21 protein-coding genes are annotated in these 20,508 nt (G+C 70.6%); 8 read left to right on the top strand and 13 right to left on the bottom strand.

Annotated features, from left to right (window positions below; translation table 11 throughout):
- Nucleotides 1–430: 430 nt before the first annotated feature.
- Both ACLJQ7_RS26515 and ACLJQ7_RS26510 read left to right on the top strand, forming a co-directional pair.
- Nucleotides 431–1,843: a Dyp-type peroxidase gene (locus tag ACLJQ7_RS26515; RefSeq protein ID WP_410650867.1), complete on the top strand. Its 1,413-nt coding sequence runs from the start codon at nucleotides 431–433 to the stop codon at nucleotides 1,841–1,843.
- A 256-nt stretch (nucleotides 1,844–2,099) separates the two neighbouring features.
- Complete coding sequence (locus ACLJQ7_RS26510) at nucleotides 2,100–2,885, top strand: DeoR/GlpR family DNA-binding transcription regulator (protein ID WP_410650866.1); 786 nt, start codon at nucleotides 2,100–2,102, stop codon at nucleotides 2,883–2,885.
- 163 nt (nucleotides 2,886–3,048) lie between these two features.
- Here the strand turns inward: ACLJQ7_RS26510 and ACLJQ7_RS26505 are convergent, their stop codons facing one another.
- From ACLJQ7_RS26505 to ACLJQ7_RS26485, 5 genes are read right to left on the bottom strand one after another with little or no spacing between them, the layout of a single operon-like run.
- Nucleotides 3,049–3,942 (bottom strand): ROK family protein, encoded by an 894-nt coding sequence (locus tag ACLJQ7_RS26505; protein ID WP_410650989.1) that lies wholly within the window; start codon nucleotides 3,940–3,942, stop codon nucleotides 3,049–3,051.
- Nucleotides 3,943–3,998: 56 nt separating this feature from the next.
- Complete coding sequence (locus tag ACLJQ7_RS26500) at nucleotides 3,999–4,628, bottom strand: response regulator (protein WP_410650865.1); 630 nt, start codon at nucleotides 4,626–4,628, stop codon at nucleotides 3,999–4,001.
- Complete coding sequence (locus ACLJQ7_RS26495) at nucleotides 4,625–5,917, bottom strand: sensor histidine kinase (RefSeq protein ID WP_410650864.1); 1,293 nt, start codon at nucleotides 5,915–5,917, stop codon at nucleotides 4,625–4,627. The genes ACLJQ7_RS26500 and ACLJQ7_RS26495 overlap by 4 nt, the downstream gene beginning before the upstream one ends.
- A gap of 3 nt (nucleotides 5,918–5,920) precedes the next feature.
- Nucleotides 5,921–6,661, bottom strand: a complete 741-nt coding sequence (locus tag ACLJQ7_RS26490) for an ABC transporter permease (RefSeq protein ID WP_410650863.1) — start codon at nucleotides 6,659–6,661, stop codon at nucleotides 5,921–5,923.
- A gap of 10 nt (nucleotides 6,662–6,671) precedes the next feature.
- Nucleotides 6,672–7,580 carry an ABC transporter ATP-binding protein gene (locus ACLJQ7_RS26485; protein WP_410650862.1) on the bottom strand — a complete coding sequence of 303 codons (909 nt, stop codon included), beginning with the start codon at nucleotides 7,578–7,580 and terminating at the stop codon, nucleotides 6,672–6,674.
- Between the two features lie 313 nt (nucleotides 7,581–7,893).
- Between ACLJQ7_RS26485 and ACLJQ7_RS26480 the strand changes: the two genes are divergently transcribed.
- Both ACLJQ7_RS26480 and ACLJQ7_RS26475 read left to right on the top strand, forming a co-directional pair.
- Nucleotides 7,894–8,100, top strand: a complete 207-nt coding sequence (locus ACLJQ7_RS26480) for a CbtB domain-containing protein (RefSeq protein WP_020634341.1) — start codon at nucleotides 7,894–7,896, stop codon at nucleotides 8,098–8,100.
- 14 nt (nucleotides 8,101–8,114) lie between these two features.
- Nucleotides 8,115–8,867: a CbtA family protein gene (locus ACLJQ7_RS26475; RefSeq protein ID WP_410650861.1), complete on the top strand. Its 753-nt coding sequence runs from the start codon at nucleotides 8,115–8,117 to the stop codon at nucleotides 8,865–8,867.
- A 307-nt stretch (nucleotides 8,868–9,174) separates the two neighbouring features.
- Here ACLJQ7_RS26475 and ACLJQ7_RS26470 read toward each other — a convergent pair whose 3' ends face one another.
- A complete protein-coding gene (locus tag ACLJQ7_RS26470; RefSeq protein ID WP_410650860.1) occupies nucleotides 9,175–10,635 on the bottom strand; it encodes a cobyric acid synthase in 1,461 nt (486 codons plus the stop codon).
- On the bottom strand, nucleotides 10,632–11,564 hold the full coding sequence (locus ACLJQ7_RS26465; protein WP_410650859.1) for a cobalamin biosynthesis protein: 933 nt from the start codon (nucleotides 11,562–11,564) through the stop codon (nucleotides 10,632–10,634). Before ACLJQ7_RS26465 ends, ACLJQ7_RS26470 begins: the two co-directional genes overlap by 4 nt.
- 36 nt (nucleotides 11,565–11,600) lie before the next feature.
- Here ACLJQ7_RS26465 and ACLJQ7_RS26460 point away from each other — a divergent pair, with 36 nt between their 5' ends.
- From ACLJQ7_RS26460 to ACLJQ7_RS26450, 3 genes are all read left to right on the top strand, one after another.
- A complete protein-coding gene (locus ACLJQ7_RS26460; RefSeq protein WP_410650858.1) occupies nucleotides 11,601–12,206 on the top strand; it encodes a bifunctional adenosylcobinamide kinase/adenosylcobinamide-phosphate guanylyltransferase in 606 nt (201 codons plus the stop codon).
- Between the two features lie 179 nt (nucleotides 12,207–12,385).
- Nucleotides 12,386–13,399, top strand: a complete 1,014-nt coding sequence (gene cobT, locus ACLJQ7_RS26455) for a nicotinate-nucleotide--dimethylbenzimidazole phosphoribosyltransferase (RefSeq protein ID WP_410650857.1) — start codon at nucleotides 12,386–12,388, stop codon at nucleotides 13,397–13,399.
- The gene (locus ACLJQ7_RS26450; protein ID WP_410650856.1) at nucleotides 13,396–14,142 is read left to right on the top strand and encodes an adenosylcobinamide-GDP ribazoletransferase; all 747 of its coding nucleotides are present in this window, start codon (nucleotides 13,396–13,398) and stop codon (nucleotides 14,140–14,142) included. Before cobT ends, ACLJQ7_RS26450 begins: the two co-directional genes overlap by 4 nt.
- On the opposite strand, the gene ACLJQ7_RS26445 is transcribed toward ACLJQ7_RS26450, so the two are convergent.
- The gene (locus tag ACLJQ7_RS26445; RefSeq protein ID WP_410650855.1) at nucleotides 14,055–14,750 is read right to left on the bottom strand and encodes a hypothetical protein; all 696 of its coding nucleotides are present in this window, start codon (nucleotides 14,748–14,750) and stop codon (nucleotides 14,055–14,057) included. The two genes, ACLJQ7_RS26450 and ACLJQ7_RS26445, sit on opposite strands and share 88 nt — an antisense overlap.
- Nucleotides 14,751–14,802: 52 nt before the next feature.
- Nucleotides 14,803–15,195 (bottom strand): MerR family transcriptional regulator, encoded by a 393-nt coding sequence (locus tag ACLJQ7_RS26440; protein ID WP_410650854.1) that lies wholly within the window; start codon nucleotides 15,193–15,195, stop codon nucleotides 14,803–14,805.
- Between the two features lie 86 nt (nucleotides 15,196–15,281).
- Here ACLJQ7_RS26440 and ACLJQ7_RS26435 point away from each other — a divergent pair, with 86 nt between their 5' ends.
- Nucleotides 15,282–15,560 (top strand): hypothetical protein, encoded by a 279-nt coding sequence (locus tag ACLJQ7_RS26435; protein ID WP_410650853.1) that lies wholly within the window; start codon nucleotides 15,282–15,284, stop codon nucleotides 15,558–15,560.
- Nucleotides 15,561–15,569: 9 nt separating this feature from the next.
- On the opposite strand, the gene cobC is transcribed toward ACLJQ7_RS26435, so the two are convergent.
- From cobC to ACLJQ7_RS26415, 4 genes are read right to left on the bottom strand one after another with little or no spacing between them, the layout of a single operon-like run.
- Nucleotides 15,570–16,589, bottom strand: coding sequence for an Rv2231c family pyridoxal phosphate-dependent protein CobC (gene cobC, locus ACLJQ7_RS26430; protein WP_410650852.1), 1,020 nt, complete (start codon nucleotides 16,587–16,589; stop codon nucleotides 15,570–15,572).
- The gene (locus tag ACLJQ7_RS26425; protein ID WP_410650851.1) at nucleotides 16,582–17,916 is read right to left on the bottom strand and encodes a cobyrinate a,c-diamide synthase; all 1,335 of its coding nucleotides are present in this window, start codon (nucleotides 17,914–17,916) and stop codon (nucleotides 16,582–16,584) included. Before ACLJQ7_RS26425 ends, cobC begins: the two co-directional genes overlap by 8 nt.
- Nucleotides 17,910–18,524: a cob(I)yrinic acid a,c-diamide adenosyltransferase gene (gene cobO / locus ACLJQ7_RS26420; protein WP_410650850.1), complete on the bottom strand. Its 615-nt coding sequence runs from the start codon at nucleotides 18,522–18,524 to the stop codon at nucleotides 17,910–17,912. Before cobO ends, ACLJQ7_RS26425 begins: the two co-directional genes overlap by 7 nt.
- On the bottom strand, nucleotides 18,524–20,488 hold the full coding sequence (locus ACLJQ7_RS26415; protein WP_410650849.1) for a putative cobaltochelatase: 1,965 nt from the start codon (nucleotides 20,486–20,488) through the stop codon (nucleotides 18,524–18,526). Before ACLJQ7_RS26415 ends, cobO begins: the two co-directional genes overlap by 1 nt.
- Nucleotides 20,489–20,508 lie beyond the last annotated feature (20 nt).

The following is a 20,508-nucleotide window of genomic DNA, read 5'->3' as shown; positions in this document are numbered from 1 at the left end:
CGCCTGGCGCAAGGAAGGGGGCCTTCATGTACTTGGGGACGCGGTGTCGGGTTCGGCGAGGGAAGGCCGTTGCGAAAGCCACTTTCGCAACGTTGAAGGTTGCGAAAGTGGCTTTCGCAACCGCTCCCGCGCGGCCCGAGTTCGCGGCGGGAGAGCGGGCCCCCGGATGTCATGAGGGGTCGTTCAGGACGAAAAGCGCGTCAGCGGCTCTGCGGTGGGGGCAGCCCGTAGTTGCGCGTGCAACCACCGCAAGCAGAGGACTAAACGCGGGGTGTAATCGGCGCACTGGTCCTTTCGAGTGAAAGAACCGCCGGAAGAGTGTACTTGCGGGTGATGACAGCGAGCTTTCGGTATCGGTTGTATCAAGGGATAAGACCCGCACTGGCGGCGAAGTCGCCGGTCGGGGTTCTCAAGGAGGGGGTTCCTTGCCATGTCCGTCGATCTGACCATGCCCTTGGAATGGAAGACCGCGACCGGCGACGCCGCGAAGATGCTCGAAGAACTACAGCCGAACATCGTCAAAGCACACGCTCGCGATCATTTTTCCGCACTGTTCCTCCGGTTTTCGGAGGCACCGGGCGCGATGAAGTTCCTCGCGTCGCTCGTCCCGCTGATGAAGTCCGCGAAAACCCACCTGACCGAGGTCGAACGCTTCAAGACCGAGGGGGTGAAGGGCTCGCCCTACGTCGGCACCGGGCTGACCGCGGCGGGCTACCGATTCCTGGAAATCGAGGTGCCGCAAGACGAATCGTTCCGTCTCGGCATGCGCGCGCAGGAGACCCGCGAGAAGCTGAACGACCCGCCGCGCTCCACGTTCGACGGCGGATACCACGACGAGATCCACGCGGTCGTCATCATCGGCGACGCCGAGGACGCTCCGATGACCGCGCGCCGGAACGAGGTTCTGGCACTGATTCCGCCGACGGTTTCGGTCGTCGCCGAGGAAACCGGATTCGGCCGGGTGAACGCCAACGGCGACGGAATCGAGCATTTCGGCTACGTCGACGGCCGGAGCCAGCCGCTGTTCCTGGTCGAGGACATCCACGCGGAAAAGACGGAAACGGACGGGATCAGTGTCTGGGATCCGGCCGCACCGCTGAACCAGGTGCTCGTGCCGGATCACGCCGCCCCCGATCCCGGGGTGCATTTCGGCAGTTACTTCGTTTTCCGCAAACTGGAACAGAATGTGCGGCGGTTCAAGCAGTCGGAGGAGGTTCTGGCGGATCAATTGGGTCTCGTCGGCGAAGACCGGGAACGGGCGGGCGCGATGATCGTCGGCCGTTTCGAAGACGGCACCCCGCTGACCGCGCAACGGGAAGAGGGTGCGGAAAGTCCGGTACCGAACAACTTCGACTACGGAAGTGACGCCGCCGGCGCCAAATGCCCCTTCCAGGCCCACATCCGGAAGACGAACCCGCGCGGCAGCGGAGGCGCGGAACTGCCGCCGGAAGAACGACTGCACCTGATGGCGCGACGGGGCGTGCCCTACGGCGAACGAGCCGACGACCCGAACGCCGATCTGCCGCCGTCGGCCCGGCCGAGCGGCGGCGTCGGACTGCTGTTCATGGCGTTCAATTCGGTGCTGGGCAACCAGTTCGAGTTCACCCAGGCGACCTGGTCGAACAACCCAGGGTTCCCGATCCCGCCCGTCGGGGTCAAGCCCCCGGGCCTCGATCCGGTCATCGGCCAGGGCCCGCGGCCGGAATCCGTCTACACCTCGGAATGGGCGGGCACGCACACGGTGACCGCGGATCCGATCCCGCAGGCGGTGACGCTGAAGGGCGGCGACTATTTCTTCATGCCGTCGCTCGCCTTCCTGCGCGGCCTCGGCGGAAAGGGCTGATCAGGCGGCGAATATCCGCTGAACGTCACCGGAACGGGCGTAAATCCGATATCGATCCGGAGTCGGCGCAGATAGCCTGCGAAGCGGGCCGGTCCTGGGCGTGCCGGCCACCGGGCGGACGCCGGTCACACTGGGGGTGGCCGGCGCCCGCCCATTTTCCCCTTTCTCCCCGGCGTCCCGGACCCGCCCCTTTCGCGACGCGTAGTACTTTGTCCGGTGCGGTAAGCGACATCGGGCTTCGGGGAGGGAGCTGGGGATGAATCGGCATGAACGACTCACGGCCTTATTGGACATGGTGGGGGAGCGGGAAAAAGTCGACGTCGAGGTTTCGGCGGGCGAACTCGGTGTCTCTCCCGCGACGATCCGCCGGGACCTCGATCACCTGGCGGGTCGCAATCTCGTGGTGCGCACCCGCGGCGGCGCCGTCGCGAGCAACGTCGCCTACGACCTTCCGTTGCGGCACAAGGCGGCGCGCAACGCGCCCGAACAGCAACGGATTTCCGCCGCCGCGGCCAGAATGGTCGACCCCGGCATGGTGGTCGGTCTCAACGGCGGCACCACCAGCACCGAGGTGGGCCGCGCGCTCGCGACCCGGCCGGACATGGGCGAGCCGACCGGCGGGCCGTCGCTCACCGTGGTGACGAACGCGCTCAACATCGCCCACGAACTGGCCGTGCGCCCCAATATCAAGATCGTGGTGACCGGCGGGGTCGCGCGGCAGCAGTCGTTCGACCTGTCCGGGCCGCTGTCGCATCTGTTCCTCGACCAGATCTCCCTGGATCTGGTGTTCCTCGGGGTGGACGCCTTCGATCCGGTGCACGGCGCGCAGGCACATCACGAGGGCGACGCGAGCACGAACCGGCTGATGGCCGCCCGTGCCCGGCAGGTCGTCGTGCTCGCCGACAGCGGGAAACTCGGCGGTCACGCCTTCGCGAAAATCTGCGCGACCACCGACGTCGACGTGCTCGTCACCGATGGCCGCGCGGATCCGGAGCGGGTGCACGCCTTCGAGGAGGAAGGCGTGCGGGTGGTCACGGCTTGAGCCGATCGGCGAAGCGGGAACGGATCCGCGATCAGAACCGAACGCGTGAACCCGCCTCGGCCGAAGGCCCCGCTATCGCGGTGGCAGGACGCCCTGACCGCCATCGGCAGGTGGCTGACCAGGCAGCGTCCTGCCGACGTCGATCACGGACGCGGGTTCACCATCAGCCACTGAGCCGGTCCAGCGCCAGCAGCGCCGCGCCGAGCCTGCCCGCCTCGTCGCCGAGTTGCGCTATCCGCAGTTCGGGCATCCGCTGGAACTGCAGGTTCGCCGCCAGCCAGGCGCGGACGGGTTCGAGGACGTAGTCGCCCGCGGTGAACAGGCCGCCGCCGAGGACGACGACTTCGGGCGCGAGCAAGGTGACCAGGGTCTTGATGCCGTGGCCGAGCCCTTCGAGGGCGTCGTTGACCACGGAGATCGCGGCCTCGTCGCCGTGCCGGGCGGCGTCGACCACCTGCTCGGCACCGTCGGCCGTCCGTCCGGTGTGCTCGCTGTAGCGGCGGGCGATGGCCGACGCGGAGGAGATCGCCTCGAGACATCCCGTCGCGCCGCATCCGCACGGCAGCCGGTGGCCGACGTCGATATGCCCGATCTCGCCGCCTTGCCCACCCGCGGCGTACAGCTTCCCGTCGAGCTGGAGCGCGGCCGCGATCCCGGTGCCGACCGGGATGAAGGCGGCGTCGGTGCAGCCCTTGCCCGCGCCGACGCGGAACTCCGCGAGCCCGCCCGCGCGGACGTCGTGCCCGAACGCGAACGGCAGCCCGAGCCTGCTGTCGAGCATTTCGCCGAACGGCACGTTCCGGAAGTCGAGGTTCGCCGAGAACCGGGCCACTCGCCCGATTTCGTCGACGATGCCGGGGATGACCACGCCGACGGCGTCCGGCGTCCCGGTCCCCGCCTGCTTGCCCAGCGTTTCGACGATCCGCGCGACCTGGTCCGCGAGCGCCTCGCCATCCGCTCCGCGCGCCGTCGGCTCGCGCAGGCTGGCGAGGTCTTTCAGGTCCGCGTCGTACAGGGCCGCCTTGATGGACGTTCCGCCGACATCGAGTGCCGCCACCGCTGGAGTCATAGCTGGATTTTGGCATGCGCCCCGCCGTGGACGGCAGGGCTCGGTCAGCCACGGGGGGTCAGGTACCCCTGGGAGAACGCCGTGGCCACCGCGGCCGCCCGGTCTTTGACGCCGAGTTTCGCGTACACGTGCAGCAGGTGTGTCTTCACCGTCGCTTCGCTGATAAACAGCCTCTTCGCGGCCTCGCGGTTCGTCGAACCCTGGGCGATCAGTTCCAGGACTTCCAGCTCCCGGTGTGAGAGCGGACCTGAGGTCGGCTGCCGCATCTGCCCCATCAACCGGGTCGCGACGGAGGGAGCGAGCATCGCCTTCCCCTGCGCGGCCGCCTCCACCGCGCGGAACAGTTCTTCCCTCGGCGCGTCCTTCAGCAGGTAGCCGGTGGCACCGGCCTGGATGGCAGGCAGCACGTCGCTGTCCGTGTCGTACGTGGTGAGCACGAGGATCCGCGAAGCCACCCCGCGTTTCGCCAGCTCCTCGATGGCGGCGACGCCGTCGAGCCGGGGCATCCGCAGATCCATGAGGATCACGTCGGGCCGGAGCTTCACCCCGGCGGTGATGGCCTCCTCGCCGTCCCCGGCCTCACCGAGGACCTCGAAGCGCGGATCGGCGCTGAACATGCCCCGCAGCCCGTCCCGTACCACGGGATGGTCGTCGACGATCAGCAGCGAAATCACCGCTCGGCTCCGGCCGGGATCGCCGGCACGGACGCCGAGATGGCGGTGCCCCCACCCGGCTCCGACTCGATGTCGAGGCGGCCGGCGAGGCGCTGCACGCGCTGCCGCATACCGGCCAGCCCGAACCCGCCGTCGGCGGAACCGTTGGCGCGCTTGGCGGCGGGCTCAGCGGGCTCGAAGCCCACCCCGTCGTCACGCACGTCGAGCGTCACCAGATCCTCCATGTAGGACAGGGTCAGGCCGACTCGGCCCGCCTTCGCGTGCTTGGCCACGTTGGCCAGTCCTTCCTGCGCGGCCCGGAGCAGCGTCACCTCGACATCGGCGTGCATCGGCCGCGGGTCGCCGGTGGTGGTCAGCACCGCCTCGATGCGGTGCACCTCCGACCAGCGTCGGGCCACATCGCCGATCGCGTCCTGGAGCCTGCCTTCCGCGAGCGGCTCCGGCTGCACCGCGTGCACCGTCCGGCGTGCCTCGGTCAGGCTTTCCCTCGCGAGGTTCATCGCGTTCGTCACGTGCCGGTGCGGCACCGGGCGCTCGTCCAGGGTCTGCTCGGCGGCCTGGAGCTGGGTGAGGATGCCTGCCAGGCCTTGGGCCAGGGTGTCGTGGATGTCCCTGGCGATCCGCTGCCGCTCGTCGAGCACCCCGGCCTCCCTGGCCTGGACCAGCAGCTGGGCGTGCAGGCCGGCGTTCTCCTCCAGCGCCGCTTCCAGCCTGGTGTTCGCCTCGTGCAGCTCGGCGAGCGCCTGCTTCTGTTTGAGGTTGCGCTGGTCCGACTGCTCGGCGATCCGGGAAAAAGCCCCGGCCAGCACGGTGATGATCACGCTGAGCGCCGCCCACGCCGGCCACATGTGCTCGTTTTGGATGCCGCTCAGCCCACCCAGGTACGCCACCGCCGAAATCGCGGAGGTGGCGGCGACCCCCGCGTACCGCCAGCGTCCTTTCAGGTAGTGGAACGCCTGCGGGTAGCCGATGAACGCGAACAGGCCGTACCACGGCGCGATCGCGACCAGGCAGCCCGTCAGCACCATCAGCCCCGTGTAGTACAGGCCCATCAGCGGGCCGTTCCGGTGCCATTCCGGATGAAGCGTGTGGAACCAGAAGGACCAGGCCAGGATCCCGGCCGAAAGCGCGAGCACGGCGGGCAGGGGCACCGGCACCCGCCAGATCGGCAGCAGCACCGAGATGAGGACGTCGATCGCCAGCAGGACGTACGGAAGGACGTTGAAGACCTTCGTTTCGACCCGTTCCCAGCGGTCGAACTCTGCACGCAGCTCCGCTTCGATGCCCACGTCTCACTCCCAGCGGAAGTACCGGGCGGCCAGCCCGCCTGCCACGATCGTCCACCCCAGCAAGACCGCCACCTGCAGTGGTTGCGGCCAGTGACCGGCGGCGGCGTCCTGTAATGATTGCACGCCGGCACCCAGCGGGGTGAAGTCGCTGATCGTCCGCAGGACGTCGTTCATCTCGGCGCGCGGCACCCAGAGACCGGCGAAGAACAGGATCGGGAAGAACAGCAGCGTCCCGATCGCGCCCGCGCTCTTGCCGGTCGGCGCGACGGACGCGACCAGCAGGCCGATCGCGAACATCGCCAGCGCCGTGAGCAGATAGGCGATCAGGTACGCGGGCAGCTGCCGGGGCAGGCCCACGTCGTACAGCACCCTGCCGATGGCCAGCAGGACCAGCATCGTCGCCGCGGACATGATCGTGGACATCAGCAGCTGTGCGCCGAGCATGACGTGCGGTTTGACCGGGGTGGTCCGCATACGCCGCAGCACGCCCTTCTCCCGGTAGGTGGCGAGCAGCTGGGTCACACTGTTGAGCGCGAACAGGGCAAGGCCCATCGTGACGATGATCGGCAGGTACAGGGTGATCGCCCTGGCGCCGCCGAGGTCTTCGCTGGGTTCTCGCAGCGCGGGGAACGCGCCGAGGACGACGAGCAGGAGCGGGGGAAACGCGAGCACGAAGAACACGAGCATCGGCTCACGGAAGAAGAGTTTGGTCTCGGCGACGGTGAGCCGGGCGAGCGCGGACATGGTGTTCTCCTCAGGAGTCGATGGTGCGGCCGGTGAGCGCGACGAACGCGTCGTCCAGCGACGCCTGCTCGACCCGCAGGCCGGCCGCGGTGACCTGGTGGCGGGCGAGGACGGTGGTGACGGCGAGCAGCAGGTTCCCGGTGCCGGTCACGACGAGCTGGTCGCCCGCGCGGTCGACCGCGGTGACCTCGGGCAGCGCGGTCAGCACGGAGTGGTCCAGCGGGGCGGACGGACGGAACCGGACGCGTTGCCGGTCGTCGACGCCGGCCACCAGCCCGGCCGGGGTGTCGAGCGCGACGACACGGCCGGAGTCGATCACCGCGAGCCGGTCGCACAGTCGTTCTGCTTCCTCCATGAAATGCGTGACCAGCAGGATCGTGACGCCGCGTTCGCGGACGCGCTCGATCAGGCCCCACGCGTCACGGCGCGCCTGCGGGTCCAGGCCGGTGGTGAGTTCGTCGAGCACCGCGACCTTCGGGTTGCCGATCAGCGCGAGCGCGATCGACAGCCGTTGCTTCTGCCCGCCGGACAACCTGCGGAACTGGGTGTCGATCTTGTCGGTCAGGTCGAGGATGCCGAGGAGTTCCCGCCAGTCGGCCGGCTCACGGTAGAAGGAGCCGTACAGCTCCATCGCCTCGCCGACCTTGAGCTTGTCCGGCAGCTCGCTTTCCTGCAGCTGCGCGCCGAGCAGCTGTCGCAGCTCGCCGGTTTCGCGGCGCGGGTCGATCCCGCAGACCCGGATGGTCCCGCCGTCCGGGACGCGCAGCCCCTCGACGCATTCGACCGTCGTGGTCTTGCCTGCCCCGTTGGGGCCCAGAATGCCGAAGATCTCGCCCTGTTCGACGGCGAAACCGACCCCGTTGACCGCGGTGTGGTCGCCGTAGCGTTTGACGAGGTCTTCCACCTCGATGATTGCCATACGAAGACCATGCCGCGCGACGGGGGTCCGCCGAATCAACCGCGTGGCCACGATCCCGGCGGGCGACGGTGGAGTCCCCATCAACCGATCGGTGGATGGGGGCTGGGTCACGACCCTGCGCCGATCGGGTTCCGTCACATTGACCGGACGCTTCGTGGCCACCTACGCTCGACCGGCCAGACGACGGCACCCGGAACGCGGTGAGAATCCGCGCGGTCGCGCCACTGTGACCCCGAGCCATCGGGGAAGCCAGACCCGGAGCCGTCGTGACACCCCTGAAGAGGCCGCGCTAGCCCGAGGAGGTCCCACCGCCATGTCCGAAGCGGTAGCCGCAGTACCCGTCCCCGTCCGGATCCCCGTCCGCGAGATCCTGCCCTGGGCGGTGCTCGTCATCCTCCTTTCGCTGATCGCGCTGTACTTCGTCAGCGCCGAGCAGGGCGCGGTTTCGGTGTTCGCGAACTCGTACGTCCACGAGTTCGTCCACGACGGCCGGCACCTGCTGGCCTTCCCGTGCCACTAGGCGGCACGCGCCCCATGATGAGGACCTTGCTGGTCCGCGGCATGCTCGCGGGCCTGGTCGCCGGTGTCCTGGCGACCCTTTTCGCGTACTTCTTCGGCGAGCCTTCCGTCGACACCGCCATCGGTCTCGAAGGCACCGCCGCTCATTCGCACAGTGCCCCGGGTGCCCACGAACACGCCGCCGCCGAGGAGGAAGAGCTCGTCACCCGCGGTGTGCAGAGCACCGTGGGCCTGCTGACCGGCGTCGGCCTCTACGGCGTCGCGGTCGGCGGGCTGTTCTCGCTCGCGTTCGCCTTCGTCTTCGGGCGCCTCGGCACTTTGCGACCGCGGGTGACCGCGGCTCTGCTCGCCGGTGGCGCCTTCGTGGTCGTGTTCCTGGTGCCGTTCCTGAAGTACCCCGGGAATCCGCCCGCGGTCGGTCAGGCGGGCACGATCGGGAGCCGGACTTCGCTGTACTTCGGTTTCGTCGCGCTTTCGCTGCTGGTCGGCATCCTCGCGGCGGCGTTCGGCCGGAAGCTGGCCGACAAGCTCGGCGCGTGGCGCGGCGGCCTGATCGCCGCGGGCGGGTACGTCGTGCTGATCGGTGTGGCGGCGGCGCTGTTGCCGTCGATCGACGAAGTCCCCGACGGCTTCCCGGGTTCGACGCTGTGGACCTTCCGGCTCGCTTCGGTCGGGACGCAGGTGGTGCTCTGGACCGCGCTCGGCCTGACCTTCGGGGCTCTGGCCGAGAAGGCGTTGGGGCGTAAGGCGGTAGTTCAGACCGCTTAGTGAGGGCGGACTGGATGACGTAGGACGACCATGTCCGAGCGTCCACAGAGGGTTATTGAGGGGTAAGGCAAACGTGGCGTGTCCGGCACCTCTACGGCGGGCGTTCTCTCGAAGCCGGCGCCCGGTGCTCGTGTCGCGAAAGCCACTTTCGGGACCCCGCCGACGTTGCGAAAGCCACTTTCGCAACGTTCAAGGTTGCAAAAGTGGCTTTCGCAACACGCCACGTTCGCCTTACCCCGCAATAGCATTTCGTCATCTGGATGCGGTAGTTGCGTGTGCAAGGACCGCATTCAGAGGACGAAATGCGTCAGGGGACGCCGGGCGGGACGAAAGGCAGATCGCCGGGGGCGCCCTCCTCGATCAGGCGCAGGAGCTGGGCAGTGTCGACGTGCTCCTCGACGGCGTCGGCGAGCCGGTCCAGCATGCTCTCCCGCAACGCCCCGAACCCCGGTGCGCCGTCGGCGGGTGACCAGTCCGCCACCTCGCCCAGCCAGGCGCGGCGGAAACCGTCGTTCTCGAAGGCGCCGTGCCACATCGTGCCCCACACCGCGCCCCGCCGGTATCCGTCCAAAAAGGACTCGGCGGGGCCGGTGGCGGTCACGGTGCCGTGGTGGATTTCGTACGCCGCCACCGGTTGCCCACGCCACGAGCCCGAGGGCCGGGCCAGCACCTTGTCGGCGCCGAACGAAACGCGCGTCGGCAGCAGACCGAGACCGGGGACCGTTCCGGCGCCGGACTCGACGTCGTCCTCGATTTCGGCGGCCAGCATCTGGTACCCGCCGCAGATGCCCAGCACCGGACGCCCTGCTTCGGCCCGGGCATGGACGGCGTCCGCCAGGCCGCGCGCACGCAGCCACGCCAGGTCGTCCACGGTCGCGCGGGAACCCGGCAGGATCACCACGTCGGCGGACAGGACCGTGTCCGGGTCGGCGGTCAGCGCGACCGAGACCCCGGGCTCGGCGGCGAGCGCGTCGACGTCGGTCGCGTTGGAGGCACGCGGAAAACGCACGACGGCGACCCGGAGCGACCCGCCCGAAGCACCCCAGCCCGCGGCGGCGAGCGCGTCCTCCGAGTCGATCCACACCTGGTCGAGCCAGGGCAGCACGCCGAAGACCGCGCGGCCGGTGAGCTTTTCCAGCGTCTCCAGTCCCGGCCGCAGCAGGCCGACGTCACCGCGGAACTTGTTGACCAGCCAGCCCGAAACCAGCGCCTGGTCTTCGGCGGACAGCAGGGCGAGGGTGCCGAACATCGCGGCCATGACGCCGCCGCGGTCGATGTCGCCGACGACGACCACGGGCAGGCCGAAGCGGCGCGCAAGCCCCATGTTGACGTAGTCGCCTTCGCGCAGGTTGATCTCGGCCGGGCTGCCCGCGCCCTCGCACAGCACGACGTCGAAGCGTCTTCGCAACGTAGAGAACGTGTCGAAGGCGATCTCCGCGAGCCCGGCCCGGCCCGTGGCGTACTCCCCCGCTTCCAGCGTGCCGAACGGTTTCCCGAGCGCGACGACGTGGCTGCGGCGATCGCTCCCCGGTTTCAGCAGCACCGGATTCATCGCGGCTTCCGGTTCGACGCGGGCCGCCCGCGCCTGGAGCCATTGCGCGCGGCCGATCTCGGCGCCGTCCGCGCACACCATCGAGTTGTTCGACATGTTCTGGGACTTGAACGGCGCGACCCGCACGCCCCGGCGCGCGAGCCAGCGGCACAACGCGGCGGTGACGAGGCTCTTGCCCGCGTCCGACGTCGTCCCCGCGACGAGCAGACCGCTCACCGCGTGACCGCCACCGCGACGGCGAGCGCGGCGAGACCGACCGCCCTCGACAGCCGGACCGCGCGGCGTACGTCCACCGGTTCCGGCTCGCGGCCGTCGCCGAGCACGCCGCGGCGTTCGGCACGTCCGCCGTAGCTGTTCGTCCCGCCCAGCCTGATCCCGAGCGCGCCGGCGAACGCCGCCTCGACCTGGCCCGCGTTGGGGCTCGGATGGTGCTTCCCGTCGCGGCGCCAGATCCGGAACGCGGGTCTGGCGAAACCGCCGGCCAGCGGCGCCGACGCCACGGTGAGCGCCGCGCCGACCCGGGACGGCACCAGGTTCGCCAGGTCGTCCGTCCTCGCCGACGCCCAGCCGAAGTTGGCGTACTTCGGGGACCGGTAGCCCACCATCGCGTCGAGCGTGTTGAGCGCGCGATACCCCAGCAGGCCGGGGATCCCGGCGACGGCGCCCCACAGCAGCGGCGCGACGACCGCGTCCGAGGTGTTCTCGGCGATGGACTCGGTGGTCGCCCGCGCGAGTTGTTCGGTGTCGAGCCCGGTGGCGTCGCGGGCGCACAGATGCGAAAGCCGCCGCCGCGCGGCGGGCAGGTCGCCGTCGTCGAGCAACCGGGCCATGCGGGTGCCCTCGGCCGCGAGCCCCTTGCCGCCCAGAACCACCCAGGTGGACGCCGCGGTGAGCGCGAACCGCGCGAACGGGCGCTTCCGGGTCAAGAACTGGGCCGCGACCCCCAATCCGGTGACGGTGCCCGCGCAGACCGCGGTGTACGCCGCGCCCCGCACCTTCGAATCGGCGTAAACCCGCTGTTCGAGGGCTTGCGCGGCCCGGCCGAAGCCCGCGACCGGGTGCCTCCGCCGCGGATCTCCGAACACGGCGTCGGCGACGTAACCGGTCACGAGTCCGGCTGCGGTGGCGGCTTGTCGGAGTGGCACGTGGCGAACCGTAGCGCGTGCACGAGAATGCGGGGTATGACCAAGCTGACGCACCGCCTCGCGAAGGTCCTGGAGACCCTCGCGCGCGCACTTCGCCGCTACTCGCGCGACGACGGCAAGGTGCTGATACTGGGCGGCGTCCGCTCTGGGAAGTCACACCACGCCGAGCGGCTCGCGTCCCGCCACCCGCACCTGACCTACGTCGCGCCCGGGCTGCCGCCGAGCGCCGAAGATCCCGAATGGGCCGCCCGGGTGGCCGCGCACCGCGCGCGACGGCCCGCCAACTGGAAGACGCTGGAGACCACCGACCTGGCCACGGTGCTGCGCACGGCGACGCATCCGCTGCTCATCGACTGTCTCGGCACGTGGATCAGCCGGGTACTCGACGAGGTCGGCGCCTGGGAGCAGCGCGAGGGCTGGGAACGGCGGCTCGACGACCGGCTGGAGGACTTCCTGGCGGCGTGGGCGCAGGCCGACGTGCCGGTGATCGCGGTCAGCAACGAGGTCGGCAGCGGTGTGGTGCCCGCGACGGTGTCCGGACGCGTGTTCCGTGATGTGCTGGGCGCGGTGAACAACCGGGTTTCCGCCGTGTCCGACCGGACCGTGCTGGTCGTCGCCGGCCGGATGCTGGACCTGCCCTAGGAACTGTGAGCGGAGCTGAGGGTTTGTCCGGAAAGCAACCACACGCGTGACCCGCCCCGGCCGAAGGCCCCGCTATCGCGGTGGCAGGGCGCCCAGTCCGCATCCGTGACGTGGAGGGCAGGCAGGGCCCTGCCGACGTCGATCGCGGACGCGGGTTCACCAGACACTCAGGAGTCGACATGCGTATCGCCATCCCCGACGCCGCCGCCGAAGCGGCCGCGCGCGCCAGGCTGGACGGTCTGGTCAAGCCGCTGGGTTCACTCGGACGGCTCGAAGACCTGGCCGCCTGGCTCAGCGCGGCGCACGGCGTCGTCCCGCCGCGGCCGCTCGACGACGTCCGCGTGGTCGTCTTCGCCGGGGACCACGGGGTTTCCGGGATGTCGGCGTATCCGCGCGAGGTCACCGCGGCGATGGTGCGGGTGTTCCTTGCCGGGAAGAGCGGTGTCGGCGTGCTGGCCAAGCTGTCCGGGGCCACGGTGCGGGTATGCGACATCGCGGTGGACTGGGAAGGCGCGGACGTCCCCGCCGAGGTCACCGCGCACAAGGTCCGGCGGGGTTCCGGTGCGATCGACGTCGAGGACGCGCTCGCCGAGGGCGAGGCGCGGACGGCGTTCGAGCACGGGCTGGCGATCGCGGACGAGGAGATCGACGGCGGCGCGGATCTGCTCATCCCCGGCGACATGGGGATCGGCAACACGACGATCTGCGCGGCCGTGGTCGCCTCGGTGCTCGGCCTTTTCCCGGAGGACGTCGTCGGTACGGGCACCGGGATCGACGAGTCCGGGCGGGCACGGAAGGTCGCGGTCGTCGAGGCCGCGTTGATCAGGGCCGGTGCGGTGAAAGACCCTTTCACGGTGCTGACCGCGCTCGGCAGCGCTTGTCTCGCCGCGACGGCGGGCTTTCTCGTGCAGGCGGCGGTGCGCGGGGTGCCGGTGCTGCTCGACGGCGTGTTCTCCGGGGCCGCGGCGCTCGTCGCCCGCGAGATCGCGCCCGGTGCCGAGCAGTGGTGGCTGGCCGGGCACCGGTCGACCGAGCCGTCGCAGGCGTACGCGTTGAAGGCGCTCGACCTGGAGCCGATCCTCGACCTCGGGCTGCGGCTCGGCGAGGGCAGCGGCGCCGTGCAGGCGGTACCCGTGCTGAGGGCGGCGCGGGCGATCCTCGCGGACATGGGCCTGCTGGCGGATCTGGCTTGATCGCCGACGCGCTGAAGATGGCCGTCGGCACCCTGACCACCGTCCGGGTGCCGGCGCCGGGGGTGATCGACCGGCGGGTGGCGGGCGGCGCGATGGTGCTCGCCCCGCTGGCCGCCGTGCCGCTCGCGGCCGCCGCCTCGCTGATCGTCTTCCTGGGTGGGCTGCTCGGTCTGCCCGCGTTCGCGTCGGCGGCGCTCGCGGTGGGCGCGGTGGCGCTGGGCAGCCGCGGCCTTCATCTGGACGGGCTCGCCGACACGGCGGACGGGCTCGGTGCTTCGTACGACCGCGCACGGGCCCTGGAGGTCATGCGGCGCGGGGATTCCGGGCCGACCGGGATCGCGACCCTGGTGCTGACGTTGCTCGTGCAGACCGGCGCGCTGGCCGGGGCGATCTCGGCCGGGCACGGGATCGTGGCGGTCGCGGCGGCGGTCATCGCCGGACGCGGGGTGCTCTCGCTGTGCTGCGCGCGCGGGGTCCCCTCGGCCCGGGGAGAAGGGCTGGGCGCGACCGTCGCCGGTTCGGTGCCGGTGTGGGCGGCGGCCGCGGTGTTCACCGTGCTCGCGGGCGCGGCCGCGCTCATACTCCCGTGGTGGCAAGGGCTCGCCGCCGTGGCGCTGGGCTATCTGGCCGCGGCGGCGCTGCTGGCACGGTGCGTTCAGCGGCTGGGCGGGGTCACCGGGGACGTGCTCGGCGGCTGCGTGGAGGTCGCCGTCGCGGGCGTCTTGCTGGCTTCGTCCTTCTGAGGAGCCGCCAGTTTCTCGTCGATCTCCGGCAGCCAGAAGCACAGCTCGAAGGTCTTCATCCCGGCCCAGAGCCCGAATTTCCGTCCCTGCGCGACCAACGTGAGCGACGCGAACAGCAGCAGCGCCGCGATCACGGCGGCGATGAACGGATGCTTGCCCGCGAAGATGTCGACGATCGCGGCGACCGCCCCGGCCAGCAACGGCGGCGCGCAGTTGCGCACCATGAGCCCGGACGCGCGCAGCCGCGTGATGTCGGCCGCGACCTCCTTGTCGTGCAGTTGCAGCGCGCACAGCAGGAGATGCGGGTTCTCCTTCAGGAACGCGCGGTCCTCGGCCGCGGGCATCCGGCGGACGAACTCCGCGGTGGCGTTCCGGTTCCGCCTGCGCGGCACGATCCGCTCCAGCGCTTCGCCGAGCGGATAGGCCAGGTAGCCCAACAGGAAGCTGAGCACCACGATCACGACGACCAGCAGCACGGTCGGCACGCCGGCGACGCTCGCCGCCGTCAGGATGTGGAGTTTCGTCCCGAGGTAGCCGAAGAACGCGACGTACAGCGCGCCGGGGATGGTGTAGGCGAAGAGATCGAAGACGCCGATCGCGAAGTTCACCGGCCCATCCAACCATTCCCGCGTGCTGGATGGTCGTGAGTTCCCGCTCTCCTCACCGCTCACCAGCCAGGGCTTCGGCCACCTCGTCGGCGTGGGGGATGGTCGCGGCGATGATGCCGTCCAGCACCTTCCGCGTCGCCGTCATTTCGTCGATCGCCGTGGTGATCCGGTCCCGCTCCCGGTACAGCTCGGGCAGCAGGTCGACGCAGGCGGGCGCGAGCCCGTCCCCCAGATCGACCATGCACGGCAGCACCCCCGCGATGGTCGCGGTGCCCAGCCCCGCGGACAGGAGGGTGCGGATGTTGCGCACCCGCGCGACATCCCCTTCGGAATATTCGCGGTACCCACTAGGCCTTCGCACCGGATGCAGAAGGCCCTGTTCCTCGTAGTAGCGGAGCAACCGCTCCCGCACGCCCGTCCGCCGCACCAGCTCACCGATCCGCATGAGAACAACCAATACACGATCAGGAGCTGACTCTCACACCGATGAGAGACTTCAGCCTTGCCCCGTGACCGATCAGACTCGGCCCGATGGGTGGCGAAAGGCGCCCGGCGACCGCGTTGCTGAGCATGATGTACTCGTCGATGAACGGTTTCCCGCACGCCGCCGCGCTCGTCGGCAGCGCCGGGGTCCCGGTGGCCGAGTTCACGAAGCCCGCCGTGGACTGGTTCCTGCCCTCAGTGATCGGCGAGATCCTCAAAGCCGAGGCGCCCACCATCGACAACGGCGAGTATCCCGGTCGCGAACCCTGCGCTTGCTGGAGCAGGCCGTCGCGGCGGGGTTCGGCGAGAGCAGCTACCTGGCGGTGATGGAAGTCCTCAAGAAGGGCGCTTCCTGACCGCGGCGAGCGCGGCCAGGAACGCGTCCACCGTCTCCCGGTCCCGCACCGCGATCCGCAGGTACCGCGCGTCCAGCCCCGGGAAGGTGTCCCCGCGCCGGACGGCGAACCCCTTCTCCCGCAACCGTTCCCGGACGCCGTCGGCGTCGGGGAGCCGGATGAGCACGAACGGCCCCCGCGGCTCCCCCAGCACCTCGACACCCAGCGCGGTCAGCCCCGAAACCAGGTACTCCCGGTCCGCTTCCGCCGCCACCGCCAGCTTTTCGGCTTCCTCCAGCGCGGCCGGACGGCAACACGCCACCACGGCGACGGCGGCCAGTGACGACACCGACCACGGGGGCTGGACCGCGCGCAGACTGTCCACAACGGACTCTTCGGCCAGTACGTACCCGGCACGCAACCCGGCGATTCCCCAGGTCTTCGTCAGGCTGCGGAGTACGACGAAACCAGGTTGTCCCGCAACGCTTTCGGTCTCACCGGGGACGGCGTCGAGGAAGGCCTCGTCGACGACGACCAGCCGGCCGGGCCGCCCCAGCGCGAGCAGGTCCGCGGCCGGATGCAGCACCGAAGTCGGGTTTGTGGGATTCCCGACGAAGACCAGGTCCGCCTCCTCCGGAATGTCGCCCAGCCGGAAGCCGTCGCCGGGTGACAGCAGCACCCGGTGCACGGGATGGCCCGCCGCGCGCAACGCGGCCTCCGGTTCGGTGAACTGCGGGTGCACGACGACAGCGTGGGACGGCCGCAAAGCCGTGGCCAGCAACGTGAACGCCTCGGCCGCGCCCGAGGTCACCAGGACTTGGGACTCGGGCAGCGAATGCCGGGAAGCGACCGCGGCCGTGGCGGCGGTCACGTCCGGATAGGCGGCCAGGTCGTCCAGTGCGGCCGCCAGTTCGGCGCGCAGCCAAGCGGGCGGTGCCGGGAGACGGACGTTGACCGCGAGGTCGACGAGTCCTTCGCCGACCTCGCGATCGCCGTGGTGCCAGAGGTCGTAATCAGCCATGGTCGCGTACCGCGGTGGCGAACCGTTCGGCGAGTTCGGGATGGCCCGCCCAGTGGACGTGCAGGTACGACGCGTGCAGGGACGCCGACGCGAACCCGTCGGGCGTGCGATCCCAGCCCCAGGCCGGGGTCGGCCCGCTGCCGGGCTCGATGATCGTGCGGTGGAATTCGTGCCCGGTGACGCGTTGCCCCGCGACGGCGAGCACGCTGTCCACGGGCGCGAAAGCCTTGCGGTAGCCGAGTTTCCCGCGTTTCGTCATGGTGGCTGACGCGTCGAGGACGCCGGTCATCGGTGTCCCGTCGATGTCCTGGCACAGATACAGCAGCCCGGCGCACTCCGCCACGACGGGCATCCCGTCGCCGACGGCCCGCGCGACCGCGGTCCGCAGCGGGACGTTCGCCGACAGTTCCTCGGCGTGCACCTCGGGAAAGCCACCGCCGAAGTACAGCCCGGCGCAGCCTTCGGGGAGTTGCTTGTCCTGCAACGGATCCACGTCGACGACGTCGACACCGGCGGCGGCGAGCAGTTCGACGGCCTCGGTGTAGCGGAAGGTGAACGCGGGACCCGCCGCCGCGGCGACCACCGTGCGGCGCCCGTCATACGCGAACGGAGGCCGCCAAGGCTCCCCCGAGAGCCGAGACGCCGATCGCGCGACCTGCACGATCGCGCCGAGGTCCACGCCCTCGCTGATCCATCCCGCCAGCTCCGGCAGCAGCCGTTCCGACTCACTAGCCCGCTCCGCCGCCGGGACCAGGCCGAGGTGACGGCTCGGCGCGTGGATCTCTTCGTTGCGGTACAACGTTCCCAGCAGCGGAACGCCGGTCGCCTCCAGCGCGGTGACGATCTCGTCCGCGTGCCGCTGCGAGCCCAGCTTGTTCAGGATGACGCCGGCCAGCCGGACGCGCGTGTCGTACTGCGCGAACCCGAGTACGGTCGCGGCGACACTGCGCGACGCGGCCGAGGCGTCCACGACCAGCACCACCGGCGCGTCCAGCAACCGCGCGACATGCGCCGTCGACGCGTACCCTTCGGTGCCGAGCGCCCCATCGAACAGGCCCATCACGCCTTCGATGACCGCGATGTCCGCACCGGCGGAACCGTGCCGTAGCAACGGGATCAGCCGATCCTCCCCCTGGAGGAACGGGTCGAGGTTGCGCGGGGGCCGTCCGGTGGCCAGCGCGTGGTAGCTCGGGTCGATGAAGTCGGGGCCGACCTTGTGCCCGGAGACCTTCAGTCCTCGCGCCCGCAACGCCGCCATCAGGCCCGCGGCGATCGTGGTCTTGCCGTGCCCGGAGCCGGGCGCGGCGATGACCACGCGATTCACCATTCGATGCCTCGCTGGCCTTTTTGCCCGGCGTCCATCGGATGCTTCACCTTCGTCATCTCGGTGACCAGGTCCGCGGCCTCGATCAGCTCGGGCGGCGCGTACCGGCCGGTGATCACCACGTGCTGGTGGCCGGGGCGCGCGGTCAGCGTCGAGACGACGTCGTCCACCTCCAGCCAGCCCCATTTGAGCAGGTAGCTGAACTCGTCGAGGACGTAGAAGTCGTGCGTCTCGGCGGCGAGACGACGTTTGATCTCGGCCCAGCCCTCACGGGCGTTCTCGGCGTGGTCCTCCTCGGAACCGGACTTGCGCGCCCAGCTCCAGCCTTCGCCCATCTTGTGCCACTCGACCGGGCCACCCTGGCCGGTGTCCTCGTTCAGCTTGCCGAGCGCGCGGAACGCGGCTTCCTCGCCGACGCGCCATTTCGCCGATTTGACGAACTGGAACACGCCGGTCGACCAGCCCTGGTTCCACGCGCGCAGCGCCATGCCGAACGCGGCCGTGGACTTGCCCTTCATCTCGCCGGTGTGCACGGCGAGCAGCGGACGGTTGCGGCGCTGGCGGGTGGTGAGCCCGTCGTTCGGCACCGTCTCCGGTTTGCCCTGGGGCATTACGCCGCCTTTCCGGAGATACGACTGCGGACGGCGCCCGCAAGGGTGTCGGCGGCGACCTCGGCGACCGGGACGTGTTCCGCGCCAAGGTGTTCGGCCAGTTCCGCGGCGAGCCCGAGCCGCATTTTCCCGCTCTCGCAGTCCATCACGATCGAAGTCACGTTCCCGGCCAGCAGCCCGGCCGCCTGTTTCGCGCGCTGGACGGCGTCGGCACCGCTGGTCGCGCGGCCGTCGGTGACGACGACGAGCAGCGGACGGCGCAGCGGATCACGGACCGCTTCGATCCGCAGAACCCGCGCCGCCTCAAGGAGTCCCTCGGCCAGCGGCGTGCGGCCGCCGGTCGCGAGACCGTCCAAACGGGACGCGGCGGCGTCGACGCTGATCGTCGGCGGGAGCGAGAGTTCGGCGCCGGAAGCGCGGAAGGTCACCAGGCCCACCTTGTCGCGCCGCTGGTAGGCGTCGAGCAGCAGCGACAGCACGGCGGTCTTGACCTCGCGCATCCGCTGCCGCGCGCCCATCGAGCCGGACGCGTCGACGCAGAACAGCACCAGGTTGCCCTCGCGCCCTTCCCGCCGCGCGAACCGGAGATCCCGGGGCCGCACCACGAGCCCGGCGCCGCTGCGGCCGCGGGACCGCTGATGCGGCGCGGCCGCGCGCACGGTCGCGAGCAGATGCGGATGCCCGTCCTTGGTCCCGGCGGGCTGGACGCCGATGGTCCGCCCGTTGTCGGTGATCGCCCGCGAGCGCCGTCCGGCGGCACCCTCACCGGTGCCCTTCACCTCGAAACGCCTGGCACGAAAGGCTTCCCCGGCACCGACCGGCTTCTGGTCACCGCCGCTCTGGCCGCCACCCGACGGCTCCTGGCCGCCTTCCGACGGCGGCGGGCCCGAGGTTTCGCCGCCCTCCGGCGGGGTCCCCGAACCGGGGCCGTCGTCGTCGGGACCGGGACCTTCCGGCTCGGCGTCCTGAAGCGCCTGCTCCAGCTGCTCCTCGGAGATCCCGGGCGCGTCGAAGGGATTCCGGCGACGACGGTGCGGCAACGCGAGCCGGGCCGCGACCCGGACGTCGTCGGTGGTCACCTCGGTGCGCCCGGCCCAGGCGGCGTGCGCGACCGCGGTCCGCGCGGTCACGATATCCGCGCGCATCCCGTCGACCTCGAAGGACGCGCAGACCTCGGCGATCTGCCGCAGCGCGTCGTCGGGCAGTTTGACCGACGGCAGAAGTCGTTGTGCCGCCTCGATGTCCGCGGCGAGTTCGGCGTCGGCCGCGGCGTACTGACCGGCGAAACCGTCGGGATCCGCCTCGTAGGCGAGCCGGCGGCGGACGACCTCGACCCGCAGTTCGGGATCCCGGCTGGACGCGACCTCGACGGTGAGCCCGAAGCGGTCCAGCAGCTGCGGCCGCAGTTCGCCTTCCTCGGGGTTCATCGTGCCGATCAGGACGAACCGGGCCGCGTGCGACACCGAGACACCCTCGCGCTCGACGGTCGCGCGCCCCATGGCGGCGGCGTCGAGCAGCGTGTCGACCAGGTGGTCGTGCAGGAGGTTGACCTCGTCCACGTACAGCAGCCCGCGATGCGCGGCCGCGAGCAGGCCGGGCTGGAAATCGGTGACGCCGTCGGCGAGCGCGCGTTCCAGGTTCAGCGAACCGATCACGCGGTCCTCGGCCGCGCCGACCGGCAGCTCCACGAGCCGCGCGGGACGGCGGTGCGCGGGCGAACCTTCGGCGTGCGGACCGTCGGGGCAGCCCGGATCGGGCTCGACGGGGTCGCAGGAGAACCGGCACGCGTCCACCACGTCGACGCCGGGCAGCAGACCGGCCAGCGCGCGCACCATCGTCGACTTCGCCGTGCCCTTCTCGCCGCGCACCAGCACCCCGCCGACGGCGGGCGAGATCGAGGAAAGCACCAGCGCCAGGCGCAGATCCGGCATCCCCACAACGGCGGTGAACGGGTACGGCTTCACAGCTCTCCTGTCGTCGACGA

The organism is Amycolatopsis sp. cmx-4-54 (assembly GCF_046548895.1).
Taxonomy (GTDB): domain Bacteria; phylum Actinomycetota; class Actinomycetes; order Mycobacteriales; family Pseudonocardiaceae; genus Amycolatopsis.
This window is presented reverse-complemented; position numbering and strand designations above follow the sequence as displayed.

What these genes read in the sequence shown, in the direction of transcription:
- ACLJQ7_RS26440 (WP_410650854.1), bottom strand. Translation starts at nt 15,195, where the DNA reads ATGCGGATCGGTGAGCTGGTGCGGCGGACGGGCGTGCGGGAGCGGTTG.
- cobO (WP_410650850.1), bottom strand. Translation starts at nt 18,524, where the DNA reads ATGCCCCAGGGCAAACCGGAGACGGTGCCGAACGACGGGCTCACCACC.
- ACLJQ7_RS26485 (WP_410650862.1), bottom strand. Translation starts at nt 7,580, where the DNA reads ATGGCAATCATCGAGGTGGAAGACCTCGTCAAACGCTACGGCGACCAC.
- ACLJQ7_RS26490 (WP_410650863.1), bottom strand. Translation starts at nt 6,661, where the DNA reads ATGTCCGCGCTCGCCCGGCTCACCGTCGCCGAGACCAAACTCTTCTTC.
- ACLJQ7_RS26425 (WP_410650851.1), bottom strand. Translation starts at nt 17,916, where the DNA reads ATGGTGAATCGCGTGGTCATCGCCGCGCCCGGCTCCGGGCACGGCAAG.
- ACLJQ7_RS26435 (WP_410650853.1), top strand. Translation starts at nt 15,282, where the DNA reads ATGGGTGGCGAAAGGCGCCCGGCGACCGCGTTGCTGAGCATGATGTAC.
- ACLJQ7_RS26460 (WP_410650858.1), top strand. Translation starts at nt 11,601, where the DNA reads ATGACCAAGCTGACGCACCGCCTCGCGAAGGTCCTGGAGACCCTCGCG.
- ACLJQ7_RS26480 (WP_020634341.1), top strand. Translation starts at nt 7,894, where the DNA reads ATGTCCGAAGCGGTAGCCGCAGTACCCGTCCCCGTCCGGATCCCCGTC.
- ACLJQ7_RS26510 (WP_410650866.1), top strand. Translation starts at nt 2,100, where the DNA reads ATGAATCGGCATGAACGACTCACGGCCTTATTGGACATGGTGGGGGAG.
- ACLJQ7_RS26475 (WP_410650861.1), top strand. Translation starts at nt 8,115, where the DNA reads ATGATGAGGACCTTGCTGGTCCGCGGCATGCTCGCGGGCCTGGTCGCC.
- ACLJQ7_RS26515 (WP_410650867.1), top strand. Translation starts at nt 431, where the DNA reads ATGTCCGTCGATCTGACCATGCCCTTGGAATGGAAGACCGCGACCGGC.
- cobT (WP_410650857.1), top strand. Translation starts at nt 12,386, where the DNA reads ATGCGTATCGCCATCCCCGACGCCGCCGCCGAAGCGGCCGCGCGCGCC.
- cobC (WP_410650852.1), bottom strand. Translation starts at nt 16,589, where the DNA reads ATGGCTGATTACGACCTCTGGCACCACGGCGATCGCGAGGTCGGCGAA.